This is a genomic window from Muriicola sp. (assembly GCF_049669965.1).
GTDB lineage: Bacteria > Bacteroidota > Bacteroidia > Flavobacteriales > Flavobacteriaceae > Muriicola.
The window spans coordinates 1-26,342 of record NZ_JBATLB010000176.1; the positions used below are offsets into that span (position 1 = coordinate 1).

The 26,342-nt window shown below is 41.0% G+C and carries 27 protein-coding genes; 22 read left to right on the forward strand and 5 right to left on the reverse strand.

The genetic code is table 11. The features are described 5' to 3' along the window. Positions 1–733: response regulator (locus WBM49_RS09290; protein WP_424371772.1), on the reverse strand; the 733-nt coding region annotated here is incomplete at its 3' end. Between the two features lie 35 nt (positions 734–768). On the opposite strand from WBM49_RS09290, the gene WBM49_RS09295 reads away from it, so the two are divergent. The 19 genes from WBM49_RS09295 to hisIE all read left to right on the forward strand — a co-directional run bounded on the left by WBM49_RS09295 (position 769) and on the right by hisIE (position 19,353). After that, a complete protein-coding gene (locus tag WBM49_RS09295; protein ID WP_424371773.1) occupies positions 769–2,001 on the forward strand; it encodes an HD domain-containing protein in 1,233 nt (410 codons plus the stop codon). Positions 2,002–2,048: 47 nt separating this feature from the next. Next, complete coding sequence (gene lpxD / locus WBM49_RS09300; RefSeq protein WP_424371774.1) at positions 2,049–3,071, forward strand: UDP-3-O-(3-hydroxymyristoyl)glucosamine N-acyltransferase; 1,023 nt, start codon at positions 2,049–2,051, stop codon at positions 3,069–3,071. A gap of 4 nt (positions 3,072–3,075) precedes the next feature. After that, entirely contained in the window at positions 3,076–4,464 is a 1,389-nt protein-coding gene (locus tag WBM49_RS09305) for a bifunctional UDP-3-O-[3-hydroxymyristoyl] N-acetylglucosamine deacetylase/3-hydroxyacyl-ACP dehydratase (RefSeq protein ID WP_424371775.1), read from the forward strand. 1 nt (position 4,465) lies between these two features. After that, complete coding sequence (gene lpxA, locus WBM49_RS09310) at positions 4,466–5,251, forward strand: acyl-ACP--UDP-N-acetylglucosamine O-acyltransferase (RefSeq protein WP_424371776.1); 786 nt, start codon at positions 4,466–4,468, stop codon at positions 5,249–5,251. 5 nt (positions 5,252–5,256) lie between these two features. Next, the gene (gene efp / locus WBM49_RS09315; protein ID WP_424371777.1) at positions 5,257–5,823 is read left to right on the forward strand and encodes an elongation factor P; all 567 of its coding nucleotides are present in this window, start codon (positions 5,257–5,259) and stop codon (positions 5,821–5,823) included. A 9-nt stretch (positions 5,824–5,832) separates the two neighbouring features. Beyond that, positions 5,833–6,768 (forward strand): UDP-3-O-(3-hydroxymyristoyl)glucosamine N-acyltransferase, encoded by a 936-nt coding sequence (locus WBM49_RS09320; protein WP_424371778.1) that lies wholly within the window; start codon positions 5,833–5,835, stop codon positions 6,766–6,768. A 66-nt stretch (positions 6,769–6,834) separates the two neighbouring features. Continuing rightward, on the forward strand, positions 6,835–7,707 hold the full coding sequence (gene sucD / locus WBM49_RS09325) for a succinate--CoA ligase subunit alpha (protein WP_424371779.1): 873 nt from the start codon (positions 6,835–6,837) through the stop codon (positions 7,705–7,707). A gap of 104 nt (positions 7,708–7,811) precedes the next feature. Then, positions 7,812–8,558, forward strand: a complete 747-nt coding sequence (fabG, locus tag WBM49_RS09330; RefSeq protein WP_424371780.1) for a 3-oxoacyl-[acyl-carrier-protein] reductase — start codon at positions 7,812–7,814, stop codon at positions 8,556–8,558. Between the two features lie 84 nt (positions 8,559–8,642). Then, complete coding sequence (locus WBM49_RS09335; protein WP_424371781.1) at positions 8,643–10,676, forward strand: VWA domain-containing protein; 2,034 nt, start codon at positions 8,643–8,645, stop codon at positions 10,674–10,676. Between the two features lie 12 nt (positions 10,677–10,688). After that, on the forward strand, positions 10,689–11,504 hold the full coding sequence (locus WBM49_RS09340; protein ID WP_424371782.1) for a prohibitin family protein: 816 nt from the start codon (positions 10,689–10,691) through the stop codon (positions 11,502–11,504). Positions 11,505–11,699: 195 nt separating this feature from the next. Then, entirely contained in the window at positions 11,700–12,557 is an 858-nt protein-coding gene (gene hisG, locus WBM49_RS09345) for an ATP phosphoribosyltransferase (protein ID WP_424371816.1), read from the forward strand. Positions 12,558–12,564: 7 nt separating this feature from the next. Beyond that, complete coding sequence (gene hisD, locus WBM49_RS09350; protein ID WP_424371783.1) at positions 12,565–13,860, forward strand: histidinol dehydrogenase; 1,296 nt, start codon at positions 12,565–12,567, stop codon at positions 13,858–13,860. Between the two features lie 32 nt (positions 13,861–13,892). Beyond that, entirely contained in the window at positions 13,893–14,936 is a 1,044-nt protein-coding gene (hisC, locus tag WBM49_RS09355; protein WP_424371817.1) for a histidinol-phosphate transaminase, read from the forward strand. Next, a complete protein-coding gene (gene hisB / locus WBM49_RS09360) occupies positions 14,933–16,081 on the forward strand; it encodes a bifunctional histidinol-phosphatase/imidazoleglycerol-phosphate dehydratase HisB (RefSeq protein WP_424371784.1) in 1,149 nt (382 codons plus the stop codon). The genes hisC and hisB overlap by 4 nt, the downstream gene beginning before the upstream one ends. 8 nt (positions 16,082–16,089) lie before the next feature. Further along, the gene (gene hisH / locus WBM49_RS09365) at positions 16,090–16,671 is read left to right on the forward strand and encodes an imidazole glycerol phosphate synthase subunit HisH (protein WP_424371785.1); all 582 of its coding nucleotides are present in this window, start codon (positions 16,090–16,092) and stop codon (positions 16,669–16,671) included. Between the two features lie 17 nt (positions 16,672–16,688). After that, on the forward strand, positions 16,689–17,465 hold the full coding sequence (locus WBM49_RS09370) for a HisA/HisF-related TIM barrel protein (RefSeq protein WP_424371786.1): 777 nt from the start codon (positions 16,689–16,691) through the stop codon (positions 17,463–17,465). Continuing rightward, positions 17,465–17,980, forward strand: a complete 516-nt coding sequence (locus WBM49_RS09375; protein ID WP_424371787.1) for a DinB family protein — start codon at positions 17,465–17,467, stop codon at positions 17,978–17,980. The genes WBM49_RS09370 and WBM49_RS09375 overlap by 1 nt, the downstream gene beginning before the upstream one ends. Before the next feature lies 1 nt (position 17,981). Further along, positions 17,982–18,737: an imidazole glycerol phosphate synthase subunit HisF gene (hisF, locus tag WBM49_RS09380; RefSeq protein ID WP_424371788.1), complete on the forward strand. Its 756-nt coding sequence runs from the start codon at positions 17,982–17,984 to the stop codon at positions 18,735–18,737. A 19-nt stretch (positions 18,738–18,756) separates the two neighbouring features. Next, complete coding sequence (gene hisIE, locus WBM49_RS09385; RefSeq protein WP_424371789.1) at positions 18,757–19,353, forward strand: bifunctional phosphoribosyl-AMP cyclohydrolase/phosphoribosyl-ATP diphosphatase HisIE; 597 nt, start codon at positions 18,757–18,759, stop codon at positions 19,351–19,353. Positions 19,354–19,386: 33 nt separating this feature from the next. Here the strand turns inward: hisIE and WBM49_RS09390 are convergent, their stop codons facing one another. Further along, a complete protein-coding gene (locus WBM49_RS09390; protein WP_424371790.1) occupies positions 19,387–20,202 on the reverse strand; it encodes a DUF1853 family protein in 816 nt (271 codons plus the stop codon). A 77-nt stretch (positions 20,203–20,279) separates the two neighbouring features. Here WBM49_RS09390 and WBM49_RS09395 point away from each other — a divergent pair, with 77 nt between their 5' ends. Together WBM49_RS09395 and WBM49_RS09400 are read left to right on the forward strand one after the other, a co-directional pair. Continuing rightward, positions 20,280–21,425, forward strand: coding sequence for a vWA domain-containing protein (locus WBM49_RS09395; protein WP_424371791.1), 1,146 nt, complete (start codon positions 20,280–20,282; stop codon positions 21,423–21,425). 35 nt (positions 21,426–21,460) lie between these two features. Beyond that, the gene (locus tag WBM49_RS09400; RefSeq protein WP_424371792.1) at positions 21,461–22,930 is read left to right on the forward strand and encodes a magnesium chelatase; all 1,470 of its coding nucleotides are present in this window, start codon (positions 21,461–21,463) and stop codon (positions 22,928–22,930) included. A 72-nt stretch (positions 22,931–23,002) separates the two neighbouring features. Here the strand turns inward: WBM49_RS09400 and WBM49_RS09405 are convergent, their stop codons facing one another. The 3 genes from WBM49_RS09405 to WBM49_RS09415 all read right to left on the reverse strand — a co-directional run bounded on the left by WBM49_RS09405 (position 23,003) and on the right by WBM49_RS09415 (position 25,347). Continuing rightward, positions 23,003–23,467 (reverse strand): hypothetical protein, encoded by a 465-nt coding sequence (locus WBM49_RS09405; protein WP_424371793.1) that lies wholly within the window; start codon positions 23,465–23,467, stop codon positions 23,003–23,005. Positions 23,468–23,624: 157 nt separating this feature from the next. After that, the gene (locus tag WBM49_RS09410) at positions 23,625–24,854 is read right to left on the reverse strand and encodes a DUF418 domain-containing protein (protein WP_424371794.1); all 1,230 of its coding nucleotides are present in this window, start codon (positions 24,852–24,854) and stop codon (positions 23,625–23,627) included. Positions 24,855–24,906: 52 nt separating this feature from the next. Continuing rightward, complete coding sequence (locus tag WBM49_RS09415; RefSeq protein WP_424371795.1) at positions 24,907–25,347, reverse strand: hypothetical protein; 441 nt, start codon at positions 25,345–25,347, stop codon at positions 24,907–24,909. A gap of 171 nt (positions 25,348–25,518) precedes the next feature. Here WBM49_RS09415 and WBM49_RS09420 point away from each other — a divergent pair, with 171 nt between their 5' ends. After that, a complete protein-coding gene (locus WBM49_RS09420; RefSeq protein ID WP_424371796.1) occupies positions 25,519–26,304 on the forward strand; it encodes a tRNA pseudouridine synthase A in 786 nt (261 codons plus the stop codon). The last annotated feature ends 38 nt before the right edge of the window (positions 26,305–26,342 follow it).

A 26,342-nucleotide genomic window follows, 5' to 3' on the forward strand; every position in this document is an offset into this window, starting at 1 on the left:
CAAAAGAGATCCACTGATCGTATCGCAAGTTGTCTATGACCACTAATAGGGTAGGGGTACCGTCTAATTCCGGTTTTACTAATTGCTGGAACAAGGTGTGCGATAGTATTGGTCCGTCCCCATCGGTAAACCAGGACGCATAATTCTTGTCAATGAATTTCCCGAAATGATTATTTGCCTCTGTTTTCTGGGACTCCAGAATTTCGAACATCCCGGAGTCTTCAATCTCTTCGAGCCTTAATTCCCAGGAGATGAGTTTTCTGTAAAGCTCTGCCCATTCCTCAAACGTATTGACCATGGAAAGATCCATCGATATTTTCCGAAATTCCTGCTGGTAATTGGAGGTGGTCTTTTCGGAGATCAATCTGGAATGATCCAGCGTTTTCTTGAGCGAGAGTAGTATCTGATTGGGATTTACAGGCTTTATCAGATAATCGGCAATTTTGGATCCGATAGCCTCTTCCATGATAAATTCTTCCTCACTACGAGTGATCATCACAACCGGCAGGCCGGGCTCCATATTCTTTATCTCCTGCAAGGTCTCCAGGCCGGTTAGTCCGGGCATGTTCTCATCCAGGAAAACAATATCGAATCTGTTCTTCTCTATCTCCTCCAGGGCTTCCTGCCCACTCTTACAGGTAACGACTGTATATTTCTTGTCTTCGAGAAAAAGAATATGAGGTTTTAACATATCTATCTCGTCATCTACCCACAGTATTGTAATCTTGTTCATTTAGTATGTATATTTACCCCTTAAAATAAGAAACATTGGCCACCACCAGGAAGCTAAAGCTATTTAATGATCCAATTTACGGATTTATTAGAATTCCCAGTACCGATCTATTTCAACTTATAGCCCATCCTTATTTTCAACGCCTGCGCAGGATCTCTCAAATGGGCTTGTCTTATTTAGTGTTTCCGGGAGCACATCACACAAGATTTCACCATGCCCTGGGCGGGATGCATCTTATGCAACAGGCCATTCAATTGCTTAGGTATAAGGAGGTTGAGATTACGGAGGAAGAAGCAAACGGACTTTTGATCGCCATACTTTTGCACGATATTGGCCACGGGCCCTTTTCCCATGCCATGGAACACAGCCTGGTAGATGGCATTAATCACGAGCATATTTCACTCTTATTTATGCAGAGTTTAAACCAGCAGTTTAACGGAAGTTTAACTTCTGCTATTGAAATCTTTAAAGGAACCTATCCCAAAAAATTCTTGAATCAATTAGTCTCGAGTCAGTTAGATATGGATCGCTTAGACTATCTGAAAAGAGATAGCTTCTATACCGGAGTAGCGGAGGGAAATATCAACTCTGAGCGGTTGATCACCATGTTGAATGTGGTAGACGGCCAACTGGTGATCGAAGAAAAAGGGATCTATTCCGTAGAGAAATTTTTAATTGCCAGAAGATTTATGTACTGGCAGGTATATCTGCATAAAACAGGAATCGTGGCAGAGCAATTACTGATACGGGTGCTGAAACGGGCCAGGGAACTAGCGGCGCAGGATGTTATCATAGAGGCCAGTGATGCCTTGTTGTATTTTCTAAAGAATACAGTTAAAAAAGATGACTTTACACAGGACATTCTTTTGAAATTTTCAGCCCTGGATGATATAGACATACTATCGGCCCTAAAAAAATGGCAGCACCACGACGATTTTATAGTATCGAATTTAAGTAGCATGATCCTCCATCGTAAACTTTTGGAAGTAAAAATCAAAAAGAAACCTATTGACACACAGAAAATAGCTAAGCAACTCAGGGAGTGTGCCTTAATGTATAATCTGACAGAAGAAGAAGCTTCCTATTTTGTCTTTACAGGAACCATTGAGAATACAGCTTATAATAAAGATGAGGAGAACATAAATATCTTATTGGGGAACACAAAGATCATAGATGTGGCGAAAGCGTCGGATCACCTAAATTTAAAAGCCTTATCTAAAACCGTGACCAAGCATTATATCTGTTATCCCAAGAAAAGCGTTTCGTAATTTTTCTTACTTTTGTCCGGATGTAACCAAAGACAAAAATTTAACTCTTGAAATTTACAGCCAGTCAGATCGCAGGTATTCTAGAAGGCGAGGTGCATGGTAACCCCGAGATCTCTGTACACAAACTGGCGAAGATAGAAGAAGGAGTTGAAGGATCGCTGACTTTTTTGGCCAATCCTAAATACACCCACTACATCTATAGCACCGCAGCTTCTATAACCATCGTAAATAAGGATTTTATCCCAGAACAAAAGCTGAATACAACGCTAATAAAGGTAGTGGATGCCTATGCGTCGTTTTCCAAGCTTCTTGAATTTTATAACCAGGTAAAGAACAATAAGGTTGGTATTGAGAATCCTGTTTTTCTGTCTGATACAACCAGTTATGGGACCAACTTTTACCTGGGAGCTTTTTCTTATATAGGAAACAATGTAAAAATTGGGGACAATGTCAAAATATTTCCCAACGTATATATCGGCGATAATGTATCCATTGGGGACAACGTGCTTATCTATTCCGGCGCTAAAATTTATTCTGAATCAGAAATTGGCAATGGATGTGTTATACACAGCGCTGTTATTATTGGTGCAGACGGATTTGGTTTTACCCCCAATCCCAATGGAGAATATTCCAAGATACCTCAAACAGGAAATGTAATATTGGAGGAAGATGTGGAAGTTGGTGCAGGTACAACCATAGACAGGGCAACTTTGGGCTCCACCATCCTTCATAAAGGAGTGAAATTAGATAATCAGATTCAAATAGCCCATAATGTTGAGATAGGAGAACATACGGTCATTGCGGCCCAAACCGGCATTGCCGGATCCACCAAAATCGGTAAAAACTGCTTAATTGGCGGACAGGTAGGTATTGTGGGCCATATTACCATTGGGGACCGCGTAAAAATACAGGCGCAATCTGGAATAGGACGCAATGTAAAGGACGGTGAAGTATTGCAGGGTTCCCCGGCCCTGAATTATGGGGATTTTAATAAGTCTTACGTACATTTTAAAAATCTAACCAAGATTGTTGGGAAGATTAATGATATCGAAAAAAATAATAGAAAATAAGTGTATGGCAAAACAGCGTACCATCGCAAAAGAAATAGAACTCAAAGGTGTTGGGCTCCATACTGGAGAAAACGTCACTATGAAATTTCTGCCGGCTCCCGAGAATCACGGGTATGCCTTTAAGAGGGTTGATTTAGAGGGCGAACCCATCATTGAGGCAGATGCCAACTACGTCATTAATACCCAACGTGGAACCAATCTGGAAAAAAGAGGGGTGAAGATCCAAACCTCTGAACATGTACTGGCGGCACTTGTGGGCCTGGAAATAGATAATGTTTTAATAGAACTTAATGCCCCTGAACCTCCTATAATGGATGGTTCTTCTAAATATTTTGTAGAGGCTCTTGAAAAGGCAGGTATTGTTGAACAGGCTGCAGAACGAGAAGAATATATTGTAAAAGAGGTCGTAAGTTATAAAGACGAGGCCACCGGAAGTGAGATCACGATCATTCCTTCAGATGAATATCAAATAACCACCATGGTAGATTTTGGCACCAAAGTATTAGGAACCCAAAACGCTACCCTGGAGCATATTACAGATTTTAAAAAGGAGATTGCAGATGCAAGGACATTCAGTTTCTTGCACGAACTTGAAATGTTGCTGGAAAACGGGCTTATTAAAGGAGGGGACCTGAACAATGCTATTGTCTATGTCGATAAAGAGATCTCGGCATCGACTATGAAAAAGCTGGAAAAGGCTTTCAAAAAAAAGAAACTATCCGTGAAACCGAATGGTATTTTGGATAATCTCACCCTTCATCAACCCAATGAAGCTGCACGGCACAAATTATTGGATGTGATCGGAGATCTGGCACTGGCAGGTACAAGGATACGAGGCAAAGTGATCGCAAACAAACCGGGCCATTACGTAAATACACAATTTGCCAAAAAGCTATCTAAGATCATTAAATTGGAGAAAAGAAACAGCGTACCTAAATACGATCTGAATGCGCAGCCACTTATGGATATACATCAGATCATGGCGATGTTACCCCATAGGCCTCCATTTTTATTGATAGATCGCATCCTTGAACTTTCTGACACCCACGTGGTAGGGATGAAAAATGTCTCTATGAATGAGCCATTTTTTATAGGTCATTTTCCCGGTGCCCCTGTGATGCCCGGGGTACTGCAAGTAGAAGCCATGGCCCAAACTGGAGGTATTTTAGTACTTAGCACAGTTCCGGATCCGGAGAATTATCTAACCTTCTTTATGAAGATCGATAATGTGAAGTTTAAACAAAAGGTCCTGCCAGGAGATACGCTTATTTTTCATTGTAGTCTTATAACTCCCATTAGGAGAGGAATTTGCCATATGCAAGCGTATGCCTATGCCAACAATAAATTGGTATGTGAAGCGGAAATGATGGCACAAATAGCGAAAAAGAAATAGTATGAATCAACCCTTGGCTTATATACACCCCGGAGCAAAGATTGCAAAAAATGTGGTGGTTGAACCGTTTACAACCATACACAACAATGTTATCATAGGAGAAGGTACCTGGATAGGATCTAATGTGACCATCATGGAAGGCGCCCGCATCGGTAAAAATTGTAATATATTTCCCGGAGCAGTTATCTCTGCCCCTCCGCAAGACCTTAAGTACCAAGGAGAAGACACCACGGTTGTCATTGGAAATAACACTACCATACGGGAGTGTGCCACCATTAATAAAGGTACTTTAGATAGAATGAAGACGGTAATTGGAAAGAATTGCCTTATTATGGCCTATTGTCATATTGCCCATGATTGCTTCGTTGGTAACAATTGTATTTTTTCAAATAATTCTACCTTAGCTGGCCATGTAACTATTGGTGACAATGTGGTACTTGCCGGTCTTGTGGCAGTACATCAGTTTGTTTCTATCGGGAGTCATGCTTTTGTTACCGGAGGTTCGCTAGTGCGTAAGGATGTACCTCCTTATGTGAAGGGTGCCCGGGAGCCCATGTCCTATGTTGGCATCAATTCTGTCGGCCTTCGCAGAAGGGGATTTAATTCAGACAAGATCAGGGAGATACAAAATATCTATCGCATCCTGTATCAAAAAAATTATAATAATTCACAGGCCGTTCAGATCATTGAAGCCGAAATGGAGGCCACACCGGAAAGAGATGGCATCTTACAGTTTATAAGAGATTCACAACGTGGCATCATGAAAGGATACTTTAGTACAAATTAAAATTTATGGCAAATACCTCAGACATCAGAAAAGGGTTGTGCATTCGGTACAATCATGATATTTACAAGATTATTGAGTTTCTGCACGTAAAGCCAGGGAAAGGTCCGGCTTTTGTTAGAACAAAATTAAAGAGTGTTACCACCGGGAAAGTTTTAGACAACACTTTTTCTTCCGGGCATAAGATCGAAGATGTAAGGGTTGAGACAAGAAGTTATCAATTTCTATATGCTGATGGTACCACTTACCACTTTATGAACACAGACGATTATAACCAGATTGCTCTGCAGGAAAGTGCCCTGGATTCTCCTCAGTTGCTTAAGGAAGGGGAAGTGGTAACTATTATGTTCAATACGGAAGACAGTCTTCCCCTCTCGGTCGATATGCCAGCAAGTGTGATTCTGGAGGTGACACATACGGAGCCGGGGTTAAAGGGAAATACAGCTACCAATGCAACTAAACCTGCGACGGTAGAGACCGGGGCCATTGTGAATGTGCCATTATTCATAAACGAAGGTGATAAGATCAAAATTGATACCGATAAAGGGAATTATATGGAACGATCCAAAGAATAAGTCTATCCCATGAAATATTCCACCCCACAAACCCTGAAACAAATCGCAAATATCCTGGAGATCAACTTTGTTGGTGCCGAAGATTTTCCGGTGTTGGGGATGAATGAAATTCATGTGGTAGAGCCTGGAGACATCGTTTTTGTGGATCATCCTAAATACTACGACAAAGCGCTTAAATCCAAGGCTACCATTATTCTGATCAATAAAAAAGTGGATTGTCCGGAAGGCAAGGCCCTCTTGATTTCAGAAGAACCTTTTAATGATTTCAACAAGCTAACCAAACATTTTCGGCCTTTTGTAAGTGCCAGGGCTTCTATTGCCTCTTCCGCTTCCATCGGAAAGGACACTATTATTCAACCCAATGTTTTTATTGGAAACCATGTGACAATTGGGAAAGGATGCCTCATTCATCCCAATGTTACTATATACGACCACTGTGTCATAGGAGATCATGTTCAGATACATGCAGGCTCTGTGCTTGGGTCGGACGCATTTTATTATAAAAACAGACCCGAAGGATTTGATAAATTATTATCTGGTGGAAGGGTGGTCATTGAAGACAGGGTAGAAATTGGTTCTTTATGTACCATCGATAAAGGAGTTACAGGAGACACAACAATCAAAGAAGGAAGTAAATTAGACAACCAGGTGCAGGTAGGCCACGATACGGTTATTGGCAAAAAATGTCTTATCGCATCCCAAACCGGAATTGCAGGTTGTGTGGTTATTGAAGATGAAGTGACCCTTTGGGGTCAAGTAGGTGTTATCAGTGCCATCACCATAGGGAAGAAGGCCATAGTATTGGCACAATCTGGCGTTTCTAAGTCCTTGGAAGGAGGGAAGACTTATTTTGGGAGTCCGGCTGAAGAGGCCAGAGACAAGTTGAAACAGCTTGCGAATGTGAAAAGGATCCCCGAGATATTAAAACAAATTAATCAACAATAAAGGAATGAATGCTTTTCATTTCATTCCCAATCCTATATTTTTGTTCAGCGAATTAAAAAACAAACCATGAGTGTATTAGTCAATAAGAATTCAAAAATCATTGTACAAGGTTTTACGGGAAGTGAAGGCACTTTTCATGCCGAACAAATGATTGAATACGGTACCAATGTTGTTGGAGGTGTTACACCGGGTAAAGGTGGCCAGATCCATTTAGACAGGCCTGTTTTTAATACCGTTGAAGAAGCTGTTGAAAAGGCAGGGGCAGATACCACAATAATTTTTGTACCCCCGGCATTTGCAGCAGATGCGATCATGGAAGCCGCTAGTGCAGGAATAAAAGTTATCATAACAATTACAGAAGGCATACCTATTGAAGATATGGTAAAGGCATACGACTATATTAAGGACAAGGATTGTACGCTCATTGGCCCTAATTGTCCCGGTGTCATTACGCCAGGAGAGGCCAAAGTTGGCATCATGCCGGGCTTCGTATTTAAAAAAGGCAGGGTAGGTATCGTTTCTAAATCTGGCACCCTAACCTATGAGGCAGCGGATCAGGTTGTAAGACAGGGTCTTGGCATCACTACGGCTATTGGTATTGGCGGTGATCCTATTATTGGGACCACTACGAAAGAGGCGGTAGAACTTTTGATCAATGACCCCGACACAAGTTGTGTGGTGATGATAGGTGAAATTGGAGGTCAATTGGAAGCAGATGCAGCTAATTGGTATAAGGCCAGCGGGAGTAAAAAACCAATTGTAGGCTTTATTGCTGGTGAAACTGCTCCGGCAGGAAGAACTATGGGACATGCCGGTGCTATTGTGGGTGGAAGTGATGATACGGCCCAGGCGAAGAAAAAAATAATGCGGGATTGTGGCATCCATGTCGTAGATTCCCCTGCTGAAATTGGAAAAAAAGTTAAGGAAGTAATGGGCTGAATTGTCAGCTCCTAAATGAAATCCCGGTCGTATCGGGATTTTTTTTTCGCCTTACGCGAGACAAAATGTATCTTTGAAAAGAAACCTAGAATATTCAGATCCATATGAAACTACTAGAAGGAAAGAATGTTATTATCACTGGTGCAAGCAGAGGAATTGGTGCCGGTATAGCGCGAGTTTTTGCCGAACATGGAGCCAATATTGCATTTACCTATAGCTCTAGTGAAGCTCCGGCAATTGCTTTGCAAAAGGAATTGACACAACTTGGTGTAAAAGCAAAAGCTTATAAAAGTAATGCGGCCAGCTTTCAGGAGTCTGAAACCCTGATCACTTCCGTATTAGAGGATTTTGGTGGTATAGACGTGTTGATTAACAATGCAGGCATCACCAAAGATAATCTGCTGATGCGCATGAATGAGGAAGACTTTGATACGGTTATAGAGATCAATCTGAAATCAGTATTCAATATGACCAAGGCAGTACAGCGTACCTTGCTCAAACAACGAAGTGGCTCTATTATTAACATGAGTAGTGTTGTTGGGGTGAAGGGAAATGCCGGGCAGACCAACTACGCGGCATCAAAAGCCGGGATCATTGGATTTACAAAATCTGTGGCATTAGAATTGGGTTCGAGAAATATTCGGTGCAATGCCATTGCTCCAGGTTTTATTGAGACAGAGATGACTGGGAAGCTAGACGAAAAAACAGTTCAATCCTGGAGAGATGCCATACCTCTTAAAAGAGGGGGGAGTCCGGAAGATGTTGCGAATGCCTGTTTATTTCTGGCGTCAGATCTATCATCCTACGTCACAGGGCAAGTGCTCCATGTAGATGGAGGTATGCTAACATAACCGACCCTCTGAAACTTTGAAAAACCTTGCTGGGGTAGTCTAGATAAACCTACGAATTGAATTAAGAGATAAAAGAAGCGATACATGCAAACAACTACCGTGGTAGGAATACTCCTTGCAGCGCTCATTTCCTTCTTACTTGTCTTTTACCAGTATTTCTACAAGCAAAAAAGAAACAGAAATCTCCAAATCCCTTTGGCTCTTCTTCGTTTTATGGGTGTTTTTGGGATCTTTTTATTGCTGTTAAATCCAAGATTTACAAAAACAACCAACCAAACGGTAAAACAAGATCTGGTTTTCCTGTTGGATGATTCATTTTCCATAAAATCGGAAAAGGCTGAGGAGCAAATGCTAGACCTCAAAGATCAACTTATTGAGAACGAAACGCTTGCGGAAAGATTTGAAGTTCACCGGTATGCTTTTGGCAGCTCACTTCGGAATTTCGATAGCTTACAATTTTCAGATAAAGCAACTAATATCTCCAAAGCACTCGCTTCGGTCAATTCGGCCTTCAAAGGGAAATCGGCAGTAGCCGTGCTAGCCTCAGACGGGAATCAAACGGTTGGAGAAGCCTATGAATTTATGACCAATGCGGTCGATTTCCCTGTAAATGCCATCGTGGTAGGCGACACTACAACTTATACAGATCTCAAGATAAATCAGGTTAACCTCAACAGATATGCTTTTTTGGAGAATAAATTTCCGGTAGAAATCTTTGTTTCCTATCAGGGCGAAACACCTGTAAAGAGCACTATTTCCATTCGATTAGATGGCAGAACTCTTTTTAAAGAACCCTTAATTCTTTCAGGGGAGCAGAATTCAAGAAAGATAGTTACAGCGCTGCAGGCAACTTCTGTAGGACTGAAGACCTTAGAGATTGTCCTGGAACCAATAGACGGTGAACGAAATACGTATAATAATCAAAGAAGACTGTCTATTGAGGTCATAGATGAGAAGACAAAGATTGGGCTGGTATCTGAAGTGATGCATCCCGATCTGGGAGCGCTTATAAAAGCCATAGAAGGCAATTCTCAACGCTCAGTGTCCTTGATAACTCCTGCGGTTTCAAAGGAGGAACTGAGCTCTTACAATATGCTTATTCTATATCAGCCTACTTCATCCTTTAAAAGCGTTCTGCAATACATTGAGGATGCCAAAGTGAACACCTTTACAATAACAGGCTCCAAAACAGACTGGAATTTTCTTAACAGGGCACAAAAGGGAATAGAAAGAACCAATTACAATCAAACAGAAGAGATCCTTGCTGTTATAAATCCCGCTTTTGGATTATTCGATCTTTCAGATTTCAATGTCAATGACTTTCCTCCTCTAGAAGGAAGCCTGGGCGATATACTCATCACTAAACCTTATGAAAGTATTCTGGATCAGCAAATAAAGGGCGTAGTTCTCCAAGAACCATTAATGGCCGTTTTGGCAGACGAAACCGGAAGACATGCCTATCTCTTTGGAAGCAATATTTGGAAATGGCGTATTCAAAGTTTTAGGAATGATCAGAATTTCGAAAATTTCGACACCTTTATCAGTAAACTGATCCTATACCTGACTACCGATCAGAAGCGAGAACGGCTCGCAGTGAGCAGTGAACTGATTTACGGAGGGATCACCGAGAAAAAGATCACAGCATCTTTCTTTGATGCTACTTATGTCTTTGATGCGAATGCAAATTTAAAGATCCGTCTTAACGGTTTGAATAACGACTATTCCGATGAGCGCCCGTTTCTCTTGGGAGAAACCGCATATGAAGCCGATATAAATGATCTGCCTGCGGGGGAATATTCCTTTACGGTGACAGTGGAGGGGACCGATTTTGCAAAAAATGGTCGGTTTTCAATAGAGGAATTTAACCTGGAACAGCTTTTTGTTTCCAGTGATTACCAGAAACTTTCTCAACTTGCCCTAAACAGTTCCGGACAGCTTTATTTTCCAGATAAGACGGAAAATTTGATTAACGATCTTTTAACGGATATCCGCTTTGTACCTACACAGAAAAGCGTTGAAAATGTCGTATCTTTGATCGATTTCCGCATTTTACTTGGAATTATCATTTTGGCATTCACTGCAGAATGGTTTATCAGAAAATATAATGGTTTAATTTAAATAAAAAAACGAATGGACAAACTTCCAAAAATAGCATTACCGGCCGTATTCATCATCATTGTTTTGGTGATCCTAATTTCTAAATCGGCTATTACCATTGGCTCAGGACAAGCAGGTGTATTATACAGAACTTTTGATGAGGGGGTAGTAACGGACGAACCACCATTGGGAGAAGGTTTTCATATAGTAGCCCCGTGGAACAAGGTCTTTATCTATGAAGTAAGACAACAAGAAGTATTTGAAAAGATGCAAGTTCTTTCTTCCAATGGACTGGAAATAAAACTGGATGCCTCAGCCTGGTTTGAGCCAAAATATGAGGACCTGGCCAAATTGCATCAGGAAAAAGGAGAAGCCTATGTGCAGCGGGTATTGTTGCCAACCATCCGATCTGCCGCCAGAAGTGTGGTAGGAAGATATACCCCTGAACAATTGTATTCTAGTAAGAGAGATGCCATACAGGCTGAGATCTATGAAGAAACTAAAAAAATTGTGGACGGGCAGCATATTCAGCTTAACGAGGTCTTGGTAAGGGATGTTACCTTGCCTCCAACGATCAAGGAAGCAATTGAAAGAAAATTAAAGCAGGAACAAGAATCCCTTGAATACGAATTTAGATTGATAACGGCCGATAAAGAGGCACAACGCCAGATCATTGAGGCACAAGGGAAAGCAGATGCGAACCGCATTTTGAGTGCCTCGCTTACAGATAAAATTCTTCAGGACAAAGGAATAGAAGCTACCTTAACCCTGGCGCAATCACCTAACGCTAAAGTAATTGTAGTAGGTTCCGGAGAAAATGGTTTACCATTGATTTTAGGAAATAATTAGGAAGGGTAAATTTTTGTAGGTTGAAAATAAATTCTACATTTGCCGCAACATGAGAAACAATAATACACATCACCGTTCTGATACTTGCCCTCAAGCAGGTTAGGAATGTATTGTTGTATTTACACCATATCCGGACCCGTTTGAGCAATCAAACGGGTTTTGTTTTTAGTTTACAGGCTCAATTAAAGTGTACGTATTATGAAATTAAAGATAGCCATACAGAAATCTGGTCGACTAAACGAAGATTCACTTAACATCCTCAAGGATTGCGGAATCTCTATAGACAATGGGAAAGATCAGTTAAAAGCTTCCGCCCGTAATTTTCCGATGGAAGTATTTTACCTCAGGAACGGGGATATTCCTCAGTACCTGCAGGATGGAGTGGTGGATGTGGCTATTATTGGAGAAAATGTTTTGGTCGAAAAAGGAACTTCTTTAAAGGTGGCAGAGAAACTAGGATTTTCTAAATGCAGAGTTTCTTTGGCGGTCCCTAAGTCTGTAAAATACAGTTCTATTGAATACCTGCAGGGGAAAAGAATAGCGACATCGTATCCAAATACAGTTGAAAATTATTTAAAGAGCAAAGGAATAGAGGCAGAGCTGCACATTATCAACGGTTCTGTGGAGATTGCACCAAATATAGGCCTGGCAGACGCCATATGCGACATTGTTTCTAGTGGAAGTACCCTCTTTAAAAACAATTTGAAGGAGGTAGAAAAGATCCTTGTCAGTGAAGCGGTATTGGCAGTTTCCCCAAAGATAGGAAGTGAGGAAAAGAAGATCCTTGGTCAGTTGCAATTCAGAATACGATCTGTTCTTGCCGCCAGACAATCCAAATATGTTTTAATGAATGTACCGAACAACAAACTCGATATCATCTTAGAATTATTACCCGGAATGAGAAGTCCAACTGTTTTGCCATTAGCGGAAGAAGGTTGGAGTTCCGTACATACAGTTATCAATAAGGATACTTTCTGGGAAGTCATAGACGAATTAAGGCAGGCGGGAGCCGAAGGAATTCTGGTCTGTCCAATAGAAAAAATGGTAATTTAAGATCAGAATGAATAAAATCTACGATCCGAAAAGACAGGAGTGGGAGGCCCTGCTCTCCAGACCAACGCAGAAGCTTGGTGATATTGAAGAAACCGTGAATACTATCTTTACGGCTGTTCAAGAAAAGGGCGATGAGGCTTTGAGAACGTATACACAGAAGTTTGACGGAGTTCAGATGAAAAACTTTGAGGTCTCGGAACAATCTTTCAATGAAGCCGAATCATTGGTCTCTGCGCCATTAAAAAAGGCTATAAAACAGGCTTACGAGAATATAAAATGTTTCCATAAAGCACAGAGAACACCAGCCATACGGGTAGAAACCACACCCGGTGTTGAGTGCTGGCAGGAAAAAAGACCCATCCAAAAGGTTGGCCTTTATATTCCCGGTGGCACAGCACCCTTGTTTTCCACTATATTGATGTTGGCCATCCCGGCTCAACTTGCCGGTTGTAAAGAGATCATACTTTGTTCCCCGCCCGATTCTAATGGTGAATTGCCTCCGGTGATTCTGTATACGGCCAGGCTTTGTGGAATTACAAAAGTGTTTAAAGTAGGCGGGATACAGGCTATAGCTGCTCTCACTTTTGGAACAAAGAGCATTTCTAAAGTATACAAGATTTTTGGTCCCGGCAATCAATATGTTACGGTTGCGAAACAATTGGCTACCAAATACGGGGTGGCCATAGATATGCCGGCAGGCCCATCAGAGTTGCTGGTGGTAGCAGACGATACAGCAGAACCCAGTTTCGTGGCCTCCGATCTATTGAGTCAGGCCGAACACGGCACAGATAGTCAGGTGATCCTGGTCTCTACCTCCAAAGAAATGCTCACAGCAGTGGAAAAGGACGTAGAACATCAACTACAGCAGCTCCCTAGAAAGGAGATCGCAAAACAAGCCATTGCCAATAGTAAGCTAATTTTTGTTCCAACAGATACGGATGCAGTAGAATTAATCAACGAATACGGACCCGAACACTATATTGTTTGTGTGAAGAACACTCAGTTCTACCTGGATAATACAGCTAATGCAGGCTCGGTGTTTATAGGGAACTACACCCCGGAAAGCGCTGGCGATTACGCATCTGGCACGAATCACACCTTACCAACCAATGGATACGCAAAACAGTATAGTGGCGTAAATTTGGACAGCTTTATGAAAAGCATCACTTTTCAAAAGATCAGTGAAAAAGGAATGTTGTTACTAGGTGAGACCATTGAAATAATGGCCGAAGCAGAAGGTTTGCAGGCACACAAAAATGCAGTGACACTTCGTTTGGAAAAATTAAAGGAAACCGTAAATTAACTCTATACCCCAAGAAAGTGGAGAAGAAGCCCATGATTTTTAATTTGGAACGTCTTATTCGGCAGAATGTAAAGACCATGTCGCCTTATTCCTCTGCCAGGGATGAATATGTATCCGATGGTTCTGCAAAGATTTTTTTAGATGCAAATGAAAATCCAAATGAGAATGGGGTAAATCGCTATCCGGATCCACAACAAAGATCCTTAAAGGAAACTTTGGCAACGATCAAGGGCATTGCCACGGAACACATTTTATTGGGAAATGGAAGTGATGAAGTTTTAGACCTTCTCTTCAGGGCCTTTTGTGAGCCTGCTAAAGACAATGTCATAACCGTACCACCCACCTATGGGATGTATGGTGTGCTGGCATCGCTCAATAATGTAGAGAACAGAAAGATATTGTTGACCAAATCATTTACCCTGGCGATAGATGAGATCCTTCAGGCCATTGATGCGAACACTAAAATTGTCTTTATTTGTTCCCCAAATAACCCCACCGGTAATTGTATCCCTAAAAAACAAATTCGGAAGTTATTAGTTAATTTCCATGGCTTGGTGGTCATAGATGAAGCTTATATCGATTTTGCGAGGGAAGAAAGTTGGATAGCAGAACTTTCGGATCATAAAAATCTGGTGGTTACCCAAACCCTATCTAAGGCCTATGGGATGGCTGCTATTCGGTTAGGATCTTGTTTTGCATCTGCAGAGATCATAAGCATCCTGAATAAGATAAAGCCACCTTATAATGTGAATCTGCTTACACAACAAATGGCACAAGAAAAGCTTTTAAGGAGCGATGTGCTGAATCAGGAGCTCGCTGACATTTTGGAAGAGAGAAAAAATCTGGAGGAAGCTCTAAAAACGATTTCTTTTGTACAGCAGATTTATCCTAGTGAAGCTAATTTTATTTTGGCAGTAGTGGATGATGCGGGTAAAAGATATGCTCAATTATTAGAGAAAGGAATCATAGTACGCAACCGTTCAGGACAACCCTTATGTGAAAATTCCCTGCGTTTTACGGTGGGTACCCCACGAGAAAATAAAAGTTTGATCAAGGTATTAAAAGAAATAGCATGAAGACAGGACAAAAGAAAAAGGTGTTGTTCATAGACCGGGATGGCACACTTATTAAAGAGCCCGCCGATGAACAGATAGACTCCTTTGAGAAACTGCTATTTTATCCGGGAGTGTTTACATTTCTCAGTAAAATAGCTAAAGAACTATCCTATGAGTTAGTGATGATTACCAACCAGGATGGATTAGGTACCTCCTCTTATCCCGAAGATACTTTTTGGCCGGTTCATAATTTTATCATGGTGGCCATGGAACAGGAAGGGATCTTTTTTAATAAGGTTTTGATCGATAAAACATATCCGCATGAGAATGCGGTAACAAGGAAGCCTCAAACAGGCCTGCTAACTGAGTATTTTTCAGAAGAATACGATCTCGCCAACTCCTATGTTATCGGGGACAGACTAACAGATATAGAATTGGCCAAGAACCTTGGTGCAAAAGGTATCTTTATTCAAAATAATGCAGGGCTGGGAAGTGATGAAATTACGATAGATCAAAAAGAAGTTAGATCCTGGATAGCGCTGGAAACCGCCTCATGGGAAGTGATCTACCAATATTTGTTGAATGAAAACAGGAGAGCCATGCGCTCTCGGAACACCAAAGAAACCCAAATAGAGATCGAATTAAATTTGGATGGCACCGGTGTCTCCAATATTTCCACCGGACTTGCCTTTTTTGACCATATGTTAGATCAATTGGCAAGACACGGTCAGTTAGACCTGGATATTAAAGTGAAAGGAGACCTTGAAGTAGATGAGCACCATACAATAGAAGACACTGCGATTGCCCTTGGCGAAGTGTTTTATGAGGCCCTTGGTTCTAAATTAGGGATAGAACGTTATGGATTTTGTCTTCCTATGGATGATTGTCTGGCCCAGGTGGCCATAGATTTCGGGGGGCGTAATTGGCTGGTTTGGGAGGCCGACTTTAAGAGGGAGAAAATAGGGGATATGCCTACGGAGATGTTTTATCATTTTTTTAAATCTTTCACAGACGGGGCGAAAGCAAATCTAAATATCAAAGCAGAAGGAACCAATGAACACCATAAGATAGAAGCTATCTTCAAGGCATTCGCCAAAGCAATTAAAATGGCTGTTAAACGAGATCAGGAAAAGATGATCCTGCCTTCAACCAAAGGTATGTTATAAGAGAGTCCATGAAGATCGTCATCATTGATTACGGAGCAGGGAATATACAAAGCATTCAATTTGCACTACAACGTCTGGGCTATACGGCAGTTTTAACCAGCGATAGAAATATAATAGCACAGGCCGATAAAGTAATATTTCCAGGAGTGGGAGAAGCCAGCAGTGCTATGAATAAATTAAAGGAAAGTGGATTGGATTCTCTAATACCAGGGCTTAAACAACCCGTGTTGGGGATTTGTCTGGGGATGCAACTTATGTGCAGGCACTCGGCAGAAGGAGACACCACCGGCCTGGGGATCTTTGATGTAGATGTGGTGAAGTTCACTCCTAAGGTAAAAGTGCCCCAAATAGGCTGGAATCAGATCACAGACCTAAAAACACCTCTTTTTAAAGAGGTTGCGGAGAAAGAATATATTTATCTGGTTCATAGCTATTATGCACCCTTGTGTAAAGACACTATTGCAACTTCGGAATATGAAGTAGCGTATAGCAGTGCCATAAGGAAGGATAACTTTTGGGGAGTGCAGTTTCATCCCGAAAAAAGCAGTGAGGTAGGCGCACAAATCCTCAGGAATTTTGTGAACATTTAAAATATCAGAATATTAGAATGAGAATTATTCCTGCCATAGATATTATTGAAGGAAGTTGTGTTCGACTTTCCAAGGGAGACTATGCTACCAAGAAGGTGTACAATGAAGATCCTCTGGAGGTAGCTAAGACTTTTGAGGCACATGGAATAAAATACTTGCATTTGGTAGATCTGGATGGGGCCAAATCCAAGCATATAGTGAATTATAAGATCCTGGAACAGATAGCCGCCAGGACCTCTTTAAAGATTGATTTTGGAGGCGGACTTAAATCGGATGAAGATTTGCGCATAGCATTCAATTCCGGGGCTGCGCAAGTTACCGGGGGAAGTATCGCCGTAAAAGACAGGACCACCTTCCTGAATTGGCTATCTCGTTTTGGCGCAGAGAAGATCATCCTGGGAGCTGATGCTATGGACGAAAAAATAGCAGTTGCCGGTTGGCAGGAGGCATCAAAGGAAGAATTGATCCCATTTATACAGGGGTATCAGAAAGAAGGCATACAGTATGTAATATGCACAGATATTAGCAAGGACGGTATGCTGCAAGGGCCGTCTTTTGCACTTTATAAAAAAATTCTGGAAACTACCGCCTCAGTAAATATTGCCGCAACTTCTGGTGATGAAGCCGAAAAACAATTGCATGGGATAAAGCTCATTGCCAGCGGAGGAATTGCAAATTATAAGGATATTCAGGATCTGAAAGAACTTGGATGTGAGGCTGCCATTATTGGTAAGGCTATTTATGAGAATAGAATTAGCTTAAAACAATTAGAAGCATTTATATTGGCATCCTAATGAAAAACAGATCAGCACTATCCAAAGAAATTGCGGAAAATGCCATTTACAGAATGGAAGAAAGCCTGCGTATGATCTCAATGAGTACCAAGCTATTATCTGTAGAGGAATTATGGAGAAAACCCAATGAAGCCTCTAATAGTATTGGGAATCTCATTATTCATCTAAAAGGAAATATTACCCAATACATGCTGGCTGGTTTGGGTGGGCAGGAAGATGATCGAGAACGGGATCTGGAGTTCTCTGAAAACTATGGTTATACCGCCAAAGAACTCAACTTGCAATTAGATCAACTTTTGGAACAGGTTAAAAGAGTGCTGCATAATGTAGGAGATTCCGAATTAACAAAAAAACAGACCGTACAGGGTTTTAATCTAAGTGGACATGGAATCATTTTGCATGTAGTGGAACATTTGTCGTATCATACTGGTCAGATCGCATTATGGACCAAGATCATTAAGAATATGGACCTAGGCTTCTATAAAGGATTCGATCTGAATATTAAAAATAAATAATATGCTAACCAAAAGGATTATTCCTTGTCTGGATATCAAGAACGGACGTACAGTGAAGGGTGTAAACTTCATTGACCTCCGTGATGCGGGAGATCCTGTGGAGCTTGCACAAAGGTACGCCCGGGAAGGAGCAGATGAACTGGTATTTCTGGATATCTCAGCTACCGAAGAAGAACGCAAAACATTGGCGGACCTGGTTAAAAGGGTAGCAGAAAAAGTAAATATCCCTTTTACAGTAGGTGGGGGTATCTCATCAGTGGATGATGTATCTAAGCTACTGTACAATGGGGCCGATAAGATCTCCATCAATTCCTCGGCCGTGAAAAATCCGGATTTGATTAATCAGTTGGTCGCAAAATTTGGCTCACAGTGCATTGTGGTTGCCATAGATGCCAAAAAAGTTAACGGTACCTGGAAAGTGCATTTAGTGGGCGGAAAGGTGCCTACAGATATTGATCTTTTTGAATGGGCGAAGGAAGTGGAGCTGAGGGGCGCCGGGGAAATACTCTTTACATCCATGGACCATGACGGAACCAAAAACGGCTTTGCCAACGAAGCACTGGCTAGCTTATCGGATATTTTGAATATTCCTATCATAGCATCCGGTGGCGCAGGGGAAATGATACATTTTGCGGATACCTTCACAAAGGGGAAAGCAGATGCTGCCCTGGCAGCCAGTGTATTTCATTTCAAAGAAATTGAGATCAGCGATCTAAAAAAGTATCTTGTGGAACAGAATATTCCAATGAGGATCTAAGAAGACATAAAAAGAAAAGATGAAAGTAGATTTTAATAAAAGTAAAGATGGCCTTGTACCGGCAATTATTCAGGATGCCAGCACAAAAAACGTGTTGATGCTTGGATATATGAATCAGGAGGCGCTCGATAAAACCATGCAAACAGGCAAGGTTACTTTTTTTAGTCGATCTAAAGAGAGATTATGGACTAAAGGCGAAGAGAGCGGACATTTCCTTACAGTAAGGGAAATAAAAGAAGATTGTGATCGGGATACCCTTTTAGTTTCTGTAACCCCCAACGGCCCTACCTGTCATACAGGCTCGGACACCTGTTGGAATGGAGAGAATAGGGCTTCCTTTGGTTTTCTAACTGAATTGGAAAGTGTTATTGCCGAAAGACAAAACGCTGCCAATTCTGAAAATAGTTACGTTGCCTCGCTATTTGAAAAAGGGATAAATAAGATTGCACAGAAAGTAGGGGAGGAAGCCGTAGAACTTGTGATAGAAGCCAAAGATTCTAATGAGGAACTTTTTTTAAATGAGGGGGCCGATCTTCTTTTTCATTATTTGATCTTGCTACGTGCCAAAGGTCTTGGCCTGGAAGATATTGTGAAAGTTTTAGAGCAGCGTCACTAATACAAAAAGGAGTTTTTTTATCGTCACCTTCTGCTACCACCAAACCACGAAAAACTTTTCATAAACAGACTCCCCCTTTTTCATCCAAACCATGACGGATCGTTTTTGAAGCATATGAATATTTAATGCGAGTAATACTTTAAAATGGGACATCCAAAATTTTGTATTATCAGGACTTAGGATCCATTCATCTTTTGTGGGAACATAGTATTCATAAGTCTTAAACCCTGCACCTTCGAAGGCTTCAAACGGCAGCCAGAATCCTACCACACAATGGTCATTTACAGGATATAAACGTGTTGGATTTTGCTGATAAGGAGTGAAAATCTGTGCTTTAAAACACACTTCTTGCTTTATTTCTTCGGTGTTTCTTGTATATAGTTTTAATTGTTCCTTTCCTTCTGCCAAAAAAGGCAAACGAAACTGTAAGTTTCTCAGCTTTTCTAGTTTTGCAACCAGGTTGTCCTTTCTATTAGGTCCAATAAGTTGATCTATAGGTTCTTCAAGTCTATTATTCAAAAGATAGAATTTAAAGGTAAGCTCCATATGCACCAATTGCTGATCCCTATTGTCTTTTAGCAGGAAATCTATTTCTCCAAGGGTTCTGTTTTCCTTTCTTACCACCATGCTGTGTGCAAGGAGTTGATAGGTAGTCTGCCCTTCCAGGCAGTTCAGAAAAATGTGTTCTATTTTGTGACCCAAACGCATCGTTGCAGGGAGCGTTACCCCCTTCAAAACTGTATAATCGATCTCAGGAAACGCGAATTGTGTTATCCCAAATTGATGGTCTAACCACAAGGGCGGAGTTTGTACAAATGCTTTTATGAAGTTTGAATGCAATGTTACCATAGAAACGAAAATATGCTAAACCGTTAAGGTTTCTATAAAAGATCGGGGCATTTTATGAAATGTAGTATTTTTATACAATGGCTATGAAAACACGAACCGGCTTTCGTTTTACGACATATAATTCTCCGGATCAAACTCCATTCGAAAAACTTTTTGACATTTTTCAAGAGCTGATAACACATACCTCTGGAGATGTAGATGAGGCTTTGGACTGGCTCCGTGAATTAGACAAGGAATACGACCTTACAGATGAGGACTATACCATTGATGACTTTATAGAAGACTTAAAGGCTAAAGGTTATCTGCGGGAAGAGATTGAGCAGGGAGAAGGAGGCGATGGAAAAGGCGATCCCGGGGAAGGATCCTTATCTATTACTGCAAAAATGGAGCGCATTATACGACAGCGTGCCCTGGAACAGATCTTTGGTAAGATAAAACGAAGCGGTTCAGGAAATCACAGAACAGGAAAATCTGGACGGGGAGATGAACATACCGGAGATTTCAGGGAATATCACTACGGAGATTCCCTGGATAGAATTTCTATGACAGAAAGCCTTAAAAATGCTCAGATTAATCATGGTCTTGATGGTTTCTCCCTCACGGAAGATGATCTGGTCATAGAAGATACCCATCACAAGGCTCAAATGAGTACTGTCCTGATGATAGACATCAGCCATAGTATGATTTTGTACGGGGAAGATAGGATTACCCCCGCCAAGAAAGTGGCAATGGCATTGGCAGAATTAATAACAACCAGGTACCCCAAAGACACCCTGGATATTCTTGTTTTTGGAAATGATGCCTGGCCTATTCCCATTAAAGACCTTCCATACCTTAAAGTGGGGCCGTATCATACAAATACTGTAGCCGGACTCCAATTGGCCATGGATATGCTCCGCAGGAAAAAGAATACCAATAAACAGATCTTTATGATCACTGATGGCAAACCCAGTTGTTTGCGCTTACCCGATGGGAATTACTATAAAAACAGTGTAGGCTTAGACGACTTTATTGTGGAAAAATGCTACAATATGGCGAGGCAGGCACGAAAGCTCCATATTCCTATCACCACCTTTATGATTGCGCAAGACCCTTATTTAATGCAATTTGTTCGGCAATTTACTGAAGCGAACAAAGGTAAGGCCTTGTTCACTGGTTTAAAAGGCCTGGGAGAAATGATCTTTGAAGATTATGAACAAAACAGAAGAAAGAGATTAAAATAAAAATTGCTAAAGAAGTTAGAAAACATACATGCTATATGAAATTAGATCATAAGAAGATTACTACCCTGGGGGAATTAAAAAAAGCAGGATACACCTCTGTTGGTATCAAGGACGAATTACGTAATAATTTAAGAAATAGGATCAAAGAAGGAAAAGACTCTTTTGCAGGTGTCTGGGGGTATGAAGATTCCGTGATTCCAGAATTGGAACGCGCCATCCTATCTAGGCATAATATTAATTTATTGGGACTTAGAGGCCAAGCCAAAACGCGCTTGGCAAGACTCATGGTGCATTTACTCGATGAGTATATACCGGTGGTTGAAGGATCGGAGATCAATGATGATCCACTAAAACCTATCTCCAGATACAGCAGGCAACTTATTGAGGAAAAAGGAGATGACACCCCCATTAGCTGGTTGCACAGAGATGAGCGCTTTTACGAAAAACTGGCAACCCCTGATGTAACGGTTGCCGACCTTATTGGGGATGTAGACCCTATTAAAGCTGCGAATCTTAAACTATCGTATGCCGATGACCGGGTTATCCATTTTGGCATGATTCCCAGGGCGCATCGATGTATTTTTGTAATTAATGAACTTCCCGATCTGCAGGCTCGTATTCAGGTTTCCTTGTTTAATATTTTACAGGAAGGCGATATACAAATACGGGGTTTTAAACTGAGATTACCCCTGGATATTCAGTTTGTATTTACGGCGAATCCTGAGGACTATACCAATAGAGGGAGCATTGTTACTCCACTTAAAGATAGGATAGGCTCACAAATCCTTACACATTATCCAAATGAAATTGCTACGGCCCGTAAAATTACAGCACAGGAAGCGCGTTTAGATGAACGTCAGACAGAAACTGTGTATGTTCCGGAATTAGCTAAAAATCTACTAGAACAAATAAGTTTTGAGGCCAGGACCAGCGAGTTTGTAGATGCTAAAAGTGGAGTGAGTGCCCGTACGAGTATTACGGCTTATGAAAACTTGTTGAGTACAGCAGAGCGCCGCGCTCTTTCTCAAGGAATTGATAAGACCAGGGTTAGACTATCGGACTTTATGGGCGTCATCCCTGCGATTACAGGAAAAATAGAATTGGTGTATGAAGGGGAACAGGAGGGGGCAGATGCTGTAGCGCTTATGCTGATCGATGATGCTATTAAAAGTCTTTTCCCAAACTATTTTCCCGCTATTTTAAAGTTGGAACAAAAGGATGCCGATGGTCCTTATGATGATCTTATTCTATGGTTCTTTGATAGAGAAGGGATTGAATTGTTAGATGAGCAGACAGATGACGAATACCAAAAAACACTAGACAGCATTCCTCCTTTACAAGAATTAATAAACAAACATCAGCCTAAAATTTCTGCGAATGATTCTTACTTTTTAAAGGAGTTCTTACTCTGGGGACTGGTAGTTCACAAGAAATTAAGCAAACAGAGATACACCAAAGGTTATAAGCTCAAGGATCTCTACGGAGGATTTATAAGTAAACTATAGAAAAACCCCGCCAAAAGCGGGGTTTTTTTGTGCTGCCATAGCACTAGGCACTCATGATTTTTCATGAGAGTATTATTCGTGTACCTTATCAAAACGATAGGGGCCAATGCGTTCCCTACGGTGCTTAAATGTTGTAAAAGTGACGAGCAGTAAAAGAAATTGCAGTCCAAATATTACAAGTCCAATCGGTAAGAACGTCTGCGGTAGCACAAGATCTGAATAGTCAAAATAACTCAATAGGATGAAAAAGGTTTCAGAAATTTTAAACAAGTAAACCAAAAAGATCGCGTACATGGTGTACTCCAAATTCCGGGTACTGTTCATATGAATATGGGGCTCTTTTTCGAGTTGGTATAAGGCATTTAAGAACCAAGCGTGAACGATCATCAAAAATGAAAATATATAATTATCGATCTTTAGAAAATAGAATTTATTGGTATAAAGACCGTAAAAACTAAAAATGATTAATAAGGGTAAAATACTCAAGCTAAGTATAAAGCACTTTTTCCATGTAATAACTTGCAGTAGGTGCTTCATACTAATGTTGACTTGGGATTGAGGTGTTTTTGGAAATAAGAACGAGTTGGTGCAGTCCTTTATTTCAAACAAATCGTTGAACGGTAAGGAATGTTGAGTATGTTTGAAAAGTTGTGGTGAAATACACTGTTTGCCGAAATCGCGGGCAGCTCATTTATTAGGAAGACCTCTTTCTTAAGGGATACAGTGTAAGGTGGGTAAGACTTCTCCATAGCCATTCAAAGGGACCGTAATAAAATTGCCTCATCCACCATTTGCTGATAAACAACTGAATAAAGACAATTAGGAGGGCCATTGTGAAGGTTATTGTATTGCTTAAAACCCCGAGATAGTGTAACCCCCAGCCGTAAAATATAAAAGTGCCTATAATGCTTTGTAATACGTAATTGGTCAGGGCAGTTCTTCCATAAGAACTGAATGCATTTAAAAACCGTCTCCACTTTGCTGCCCTGTACGCCATCACAAAAAGACATAGAAGGATGAAGGTCATGGCCACATTCGTTAGATCATAGCCAGTTAAACCTATCATGGCTAACCAGTTGTCGAAAGTAGGGTTTGGGCCTAATTGGGCAAATGCGCCAATGGTAATTAAAGTAGAAATCAAAAAGAGGGCAATTGAAAAATACAGGATATTGCGGGTCATTTTCCTTTGATCCATATACGACCTGAAAAAATTACTGCGCCCGGCATAGAGTCCTAGTAAGAAAAATCCAAATGTGAGGTATCCACGGGAAAATATACCCATTTGAAAGTCTATTTTCATCATATGACCCTCCACGGCATTCGATCTAAATACATCCCATAAAGTTCCGTTTGAAATGACCTCAAAGTAGGATTTAATAAGAGGGCTCTCCGGCGAATAATCTCCTTCCGAAAAAAAACTATCTCCATTACTTATTGTGAAAATCAGGTATCTGCCAACACCTAAGAATAGGAGGGAAGCTATAAGAAGGAGCCAGCGATCTTTTAATCTGTAACAAGGAATAAGTAACGCCCCCAACAGGGCATAAATAGTTAGTATATCCCCTCTGTACAAAAGGCTGTGGGCAAATCCGATAGCCAAAAGGATCATCAGTCGCCATAAAAAACGCATCCTAAAATCCATTCCACCTCGCCGTGCTTTGTCCATTTGAATAAAAAAGCTAAGACCAAACAGAAACGAGAAAAGGGCAAAAAACTTTCCTCGCAGAAATAGTAAAATGAATCCATCTACCACGTAATCCAAGGGGCCTTGATGAGTAGCTTCCATAGTACCTTCGGGAAAAGGAGCACCTATGTAATTCTCTACCATATGGACAATTACTATCCCAGCCAGTGAAAAACCCCTTAGGGCATCCACAATGTCCATTCTGGATGTCCCCGCTTGTTCTTTTGGTGCTAATGACATTTAGGGAAGATCAGGGTTGGAGTTCCGTGGTCAATACCTTTGAAGTTCGCCATCAGGAAATCCAGGTCCTTCTTTCTGCAAGTCGTGCAAAAAATACAAGGAACAAACCAATGATAATAACCATGGCAGGAATAATCACGGCTTCTGTTTGCCCGTATACTTCAGAGGCATTGGTCATAAAAAAACCATATCCTGTTTGTACTAAAACTCCTATCAAGGACATTCCCAGGGCAGATTTCGCCCATTTTTTTCGAAGTAAAAGCCCGATACACCCTGCAGCACCAAACCAAACGGCGATGGCGAAGGCAGCTGTTACCCATGCAGGAGTGTTTTCCATTAAACTAACTTGTTCTGCTGTCATTTCGGCCATGATAGCCTCTTTCATAAAGGCTGTCCCTAAATAATTCATGACGCCCATTAGGTTCCATAATAATGCCAGTACACTGACAATCCAGAACCATACGGGTGGTTTTGAAGTTGGATGTTTGCTCATAATAAATTGCTTAGTTGTTGTGACTCCAATTTACAAAAATTTTGATTGTATGTTAAAGAAATTAAGGATTCACAGTTTGGGAAGTGATCATGGCATTAAACCTTGATAGAATGGTAACTAACCTGCCTACTAACAATTTGAATAGCTATATTTATAGCCTTTATAAGGATCATGAAAAAGAGTAAGTACGCCTACTTGGTTTGGGTGCAATATTTGGGGTTTAGATACAGTGGGTGGCAAAAGCAACCTGGGCAAAAGACGCTGGAAGGAATGCTTCTTAAAACCTTAAAATTTATAGATCCGGGAAAACAATATAAAATACTAGGGGCGGGAAGGACAGATGCAAAAGTGTCTGCACTAAAAATGGCCTTTCAACTTCTAACACCTGTTGCTCCCATCGAAGATATACCTGCTTTTGTGAGGGATTTAAATCAAAACCTACCATCAGACATACGAATAGTTGGGATGGAGGAAGCAAACCCCGAAAAAAACATAATTCAAAATGCGAAGATCAAAGAGTACTGCTATATCTTCTCCTATGGGAGTAAGAATCATCCATTTTGTGCTCCTTTTATGGCTAATTTCCTGGGTGACCTGGATCTACCTGCTATGAAAAAAGCTGCTAGAATATTCCAGGGAACTCATAATTTTCAAAATTTTACTGCCAGGGTCCAACCAAACACCAGGCTTATCCGTACCGTAGATCATTGTGAAATTATTGAGAATACGGAATTTACAGCCAATTTTTTTCCTGAAACAAGCTTTTTGCTCTTAGTGCGGGGTGCCGGTTTTATGCGGTATCAGATCAGAATGATGATGGGTGCCCTGGTTCTCTTGGGCAGAGGGGAGCTAGACCTTCCAACCTTAGAGCGCGCTCTCAAAACTAATGAAAAAATGCTGATGCCTTATGTTGCCCCAGGTTCTGGTTTATTTTTAAAGAACATGGTGTTCCAGTAGCGCTATTTTGTTTATATCTTTAATGAAAGTCTTTCTGT

Coding starts and splice junctions, on each gene's coding strand:
- WBM49_RS09375 (WP_424371787.1), top strand. CDS start 17,465: ATGAAAAACAGATCAGCACTATCCAAAGAAATTGCGGAAAATGCCATT.
- fabG (WP_424371780.1), top strand. CDS start 7,812: ATGAAACTACTAGAAGGAAAGAATGTTATTATCACTGGTGCAAGCAGA.
- WBM49_RS09390 (WP_424371790.1), bottom strand. CDS start 20,202: ATGGTAACATTGCATTCAAACTTCATAAAAGCATTTGTACAAACTCCG.
- hisB (WP_424371784.1), top strand. CDS start 14,933: ATGAAGACAGGACAAAAGAAAAAGGTGTTGTTCATAGACCGGGATGGC.
- hisIE (WP_424371789.1), top strand. CDS start 18,757: ATGAAAGTAGATTTTAATAAAAGTAAAGATGGCCTTGTACCGGCAATT.
- WBM49_RS09335 (WP_424371781.1), top strand. CDS start 8,643: ATGCAAACAACTACCGTGGTAGGAATACTCCTTGCAGCGCTCATTTCC.
- WBM49_RS09320 (WP_424371778.1), top strand. CDS start 5,833: ATGAAATATTCCACCCCACAAACCCTGAAACAAATCGCAAATATCCTG.
- WBM49_RS09340 (WP_424371782.1), top strand. CDS start 10,689: ATGGACAAACTTCCAAAAATAGCATTACCGGCCGTATTCATCATCATT.
- WBM49_RS09305 (WP_424371775.1), top strand. CDS start 3,076: ATGGCAAAACAGCGTACCATCGCAAAAGAAATAGAACTCAAAGGTGTT.
- hisF (WP_424371788.1), top strand. CDS start 17,982: ATGCTAACCAAAAGGATTATTCCTTGTCTGGATATCAAGAACGGACGT.
- hisH (WP_424371785.1), top strand. CDS start 16,090: ATGAAGATCGTCATCATTGATTACGGAGCAGGGAATATACAAAGCATT.
- WBM49_RS09400 (WP_424371792.1), top strand. CDS start 21,461: ATGAAATTAGATCATAAGAAGATTACTACCCTGGGGGAATTAAAAAAA.
- sucD (WP_424371779.1), top strand. CDS start 6,835: ATGAGTGTATTAGTCAATAAGAATTCAAAAATCATTGTACAAGGTTTT.
- hisD (WP_424371783.1), top strand. CDS start 12,565: ATGAATAAAATCTACGATCCGAAAAGACAGGAGTGGGAGGCCCTGCTC.
- lpxA (WP_424371776.1), top strand. CDS start 4,466: ATGAATCAACCCTTGGCTTATATACACCCCGGAGCAAAGATTGCAAAA.
- WBM49_RS09395 (WP_424371791.1), top strand. CDS start 20,280: ATGGCTATGAAAACACGAACCGGCTTTCGTTTTACGACATATAATTCT.
- WBM49_RS09420 (WP_424371796.1), top strand. CDS start 25,519: ATGAAAAAGAGTAAGTACGCCTACTTGGTTTGGGTGCAATATTTGGGG.
- WBM49_RS09370 (WP_424371786.1), top strand. CDS start 16,689: ATGAGAATTATTCCTGCCATAGATATTATTGAAGGAAGTTGTGTTCGA.
- WBM49_RS09410 (WP_424371794.1), bottom strand. CDS start 24,854: ATGTCATTAGCACCAAAAGAACAAGCGGGGACATCCAGAATGGACATT.
- hisC (WP_424371817.1), top strand. CDS start 13,893: ATGATTTTTAATTTGGAACGTCTTATTCGGCAGAATGTAAAGACCATG.
- efp (WP_424371777.1), top strand. CDS start 5,257: ATGGCAAATACCTCAGACATCAGAAAAGGGTTGTGCATTCGGTACAAT.
- WBM49_RS09405 (WP_424371793.1), bottom strand. CDS start 23,467: ATGAAGCACCTACTGCAAGTTATTACATGGAAAAAGTGCTTTATACTT.
- WBM49_RS09415 (WP_424371795.1), bottom strand. CDS start 25,347: ATGAGCAAACATCCAACTTCAAAACCACCCGTATGGTTCTGGATTGTC.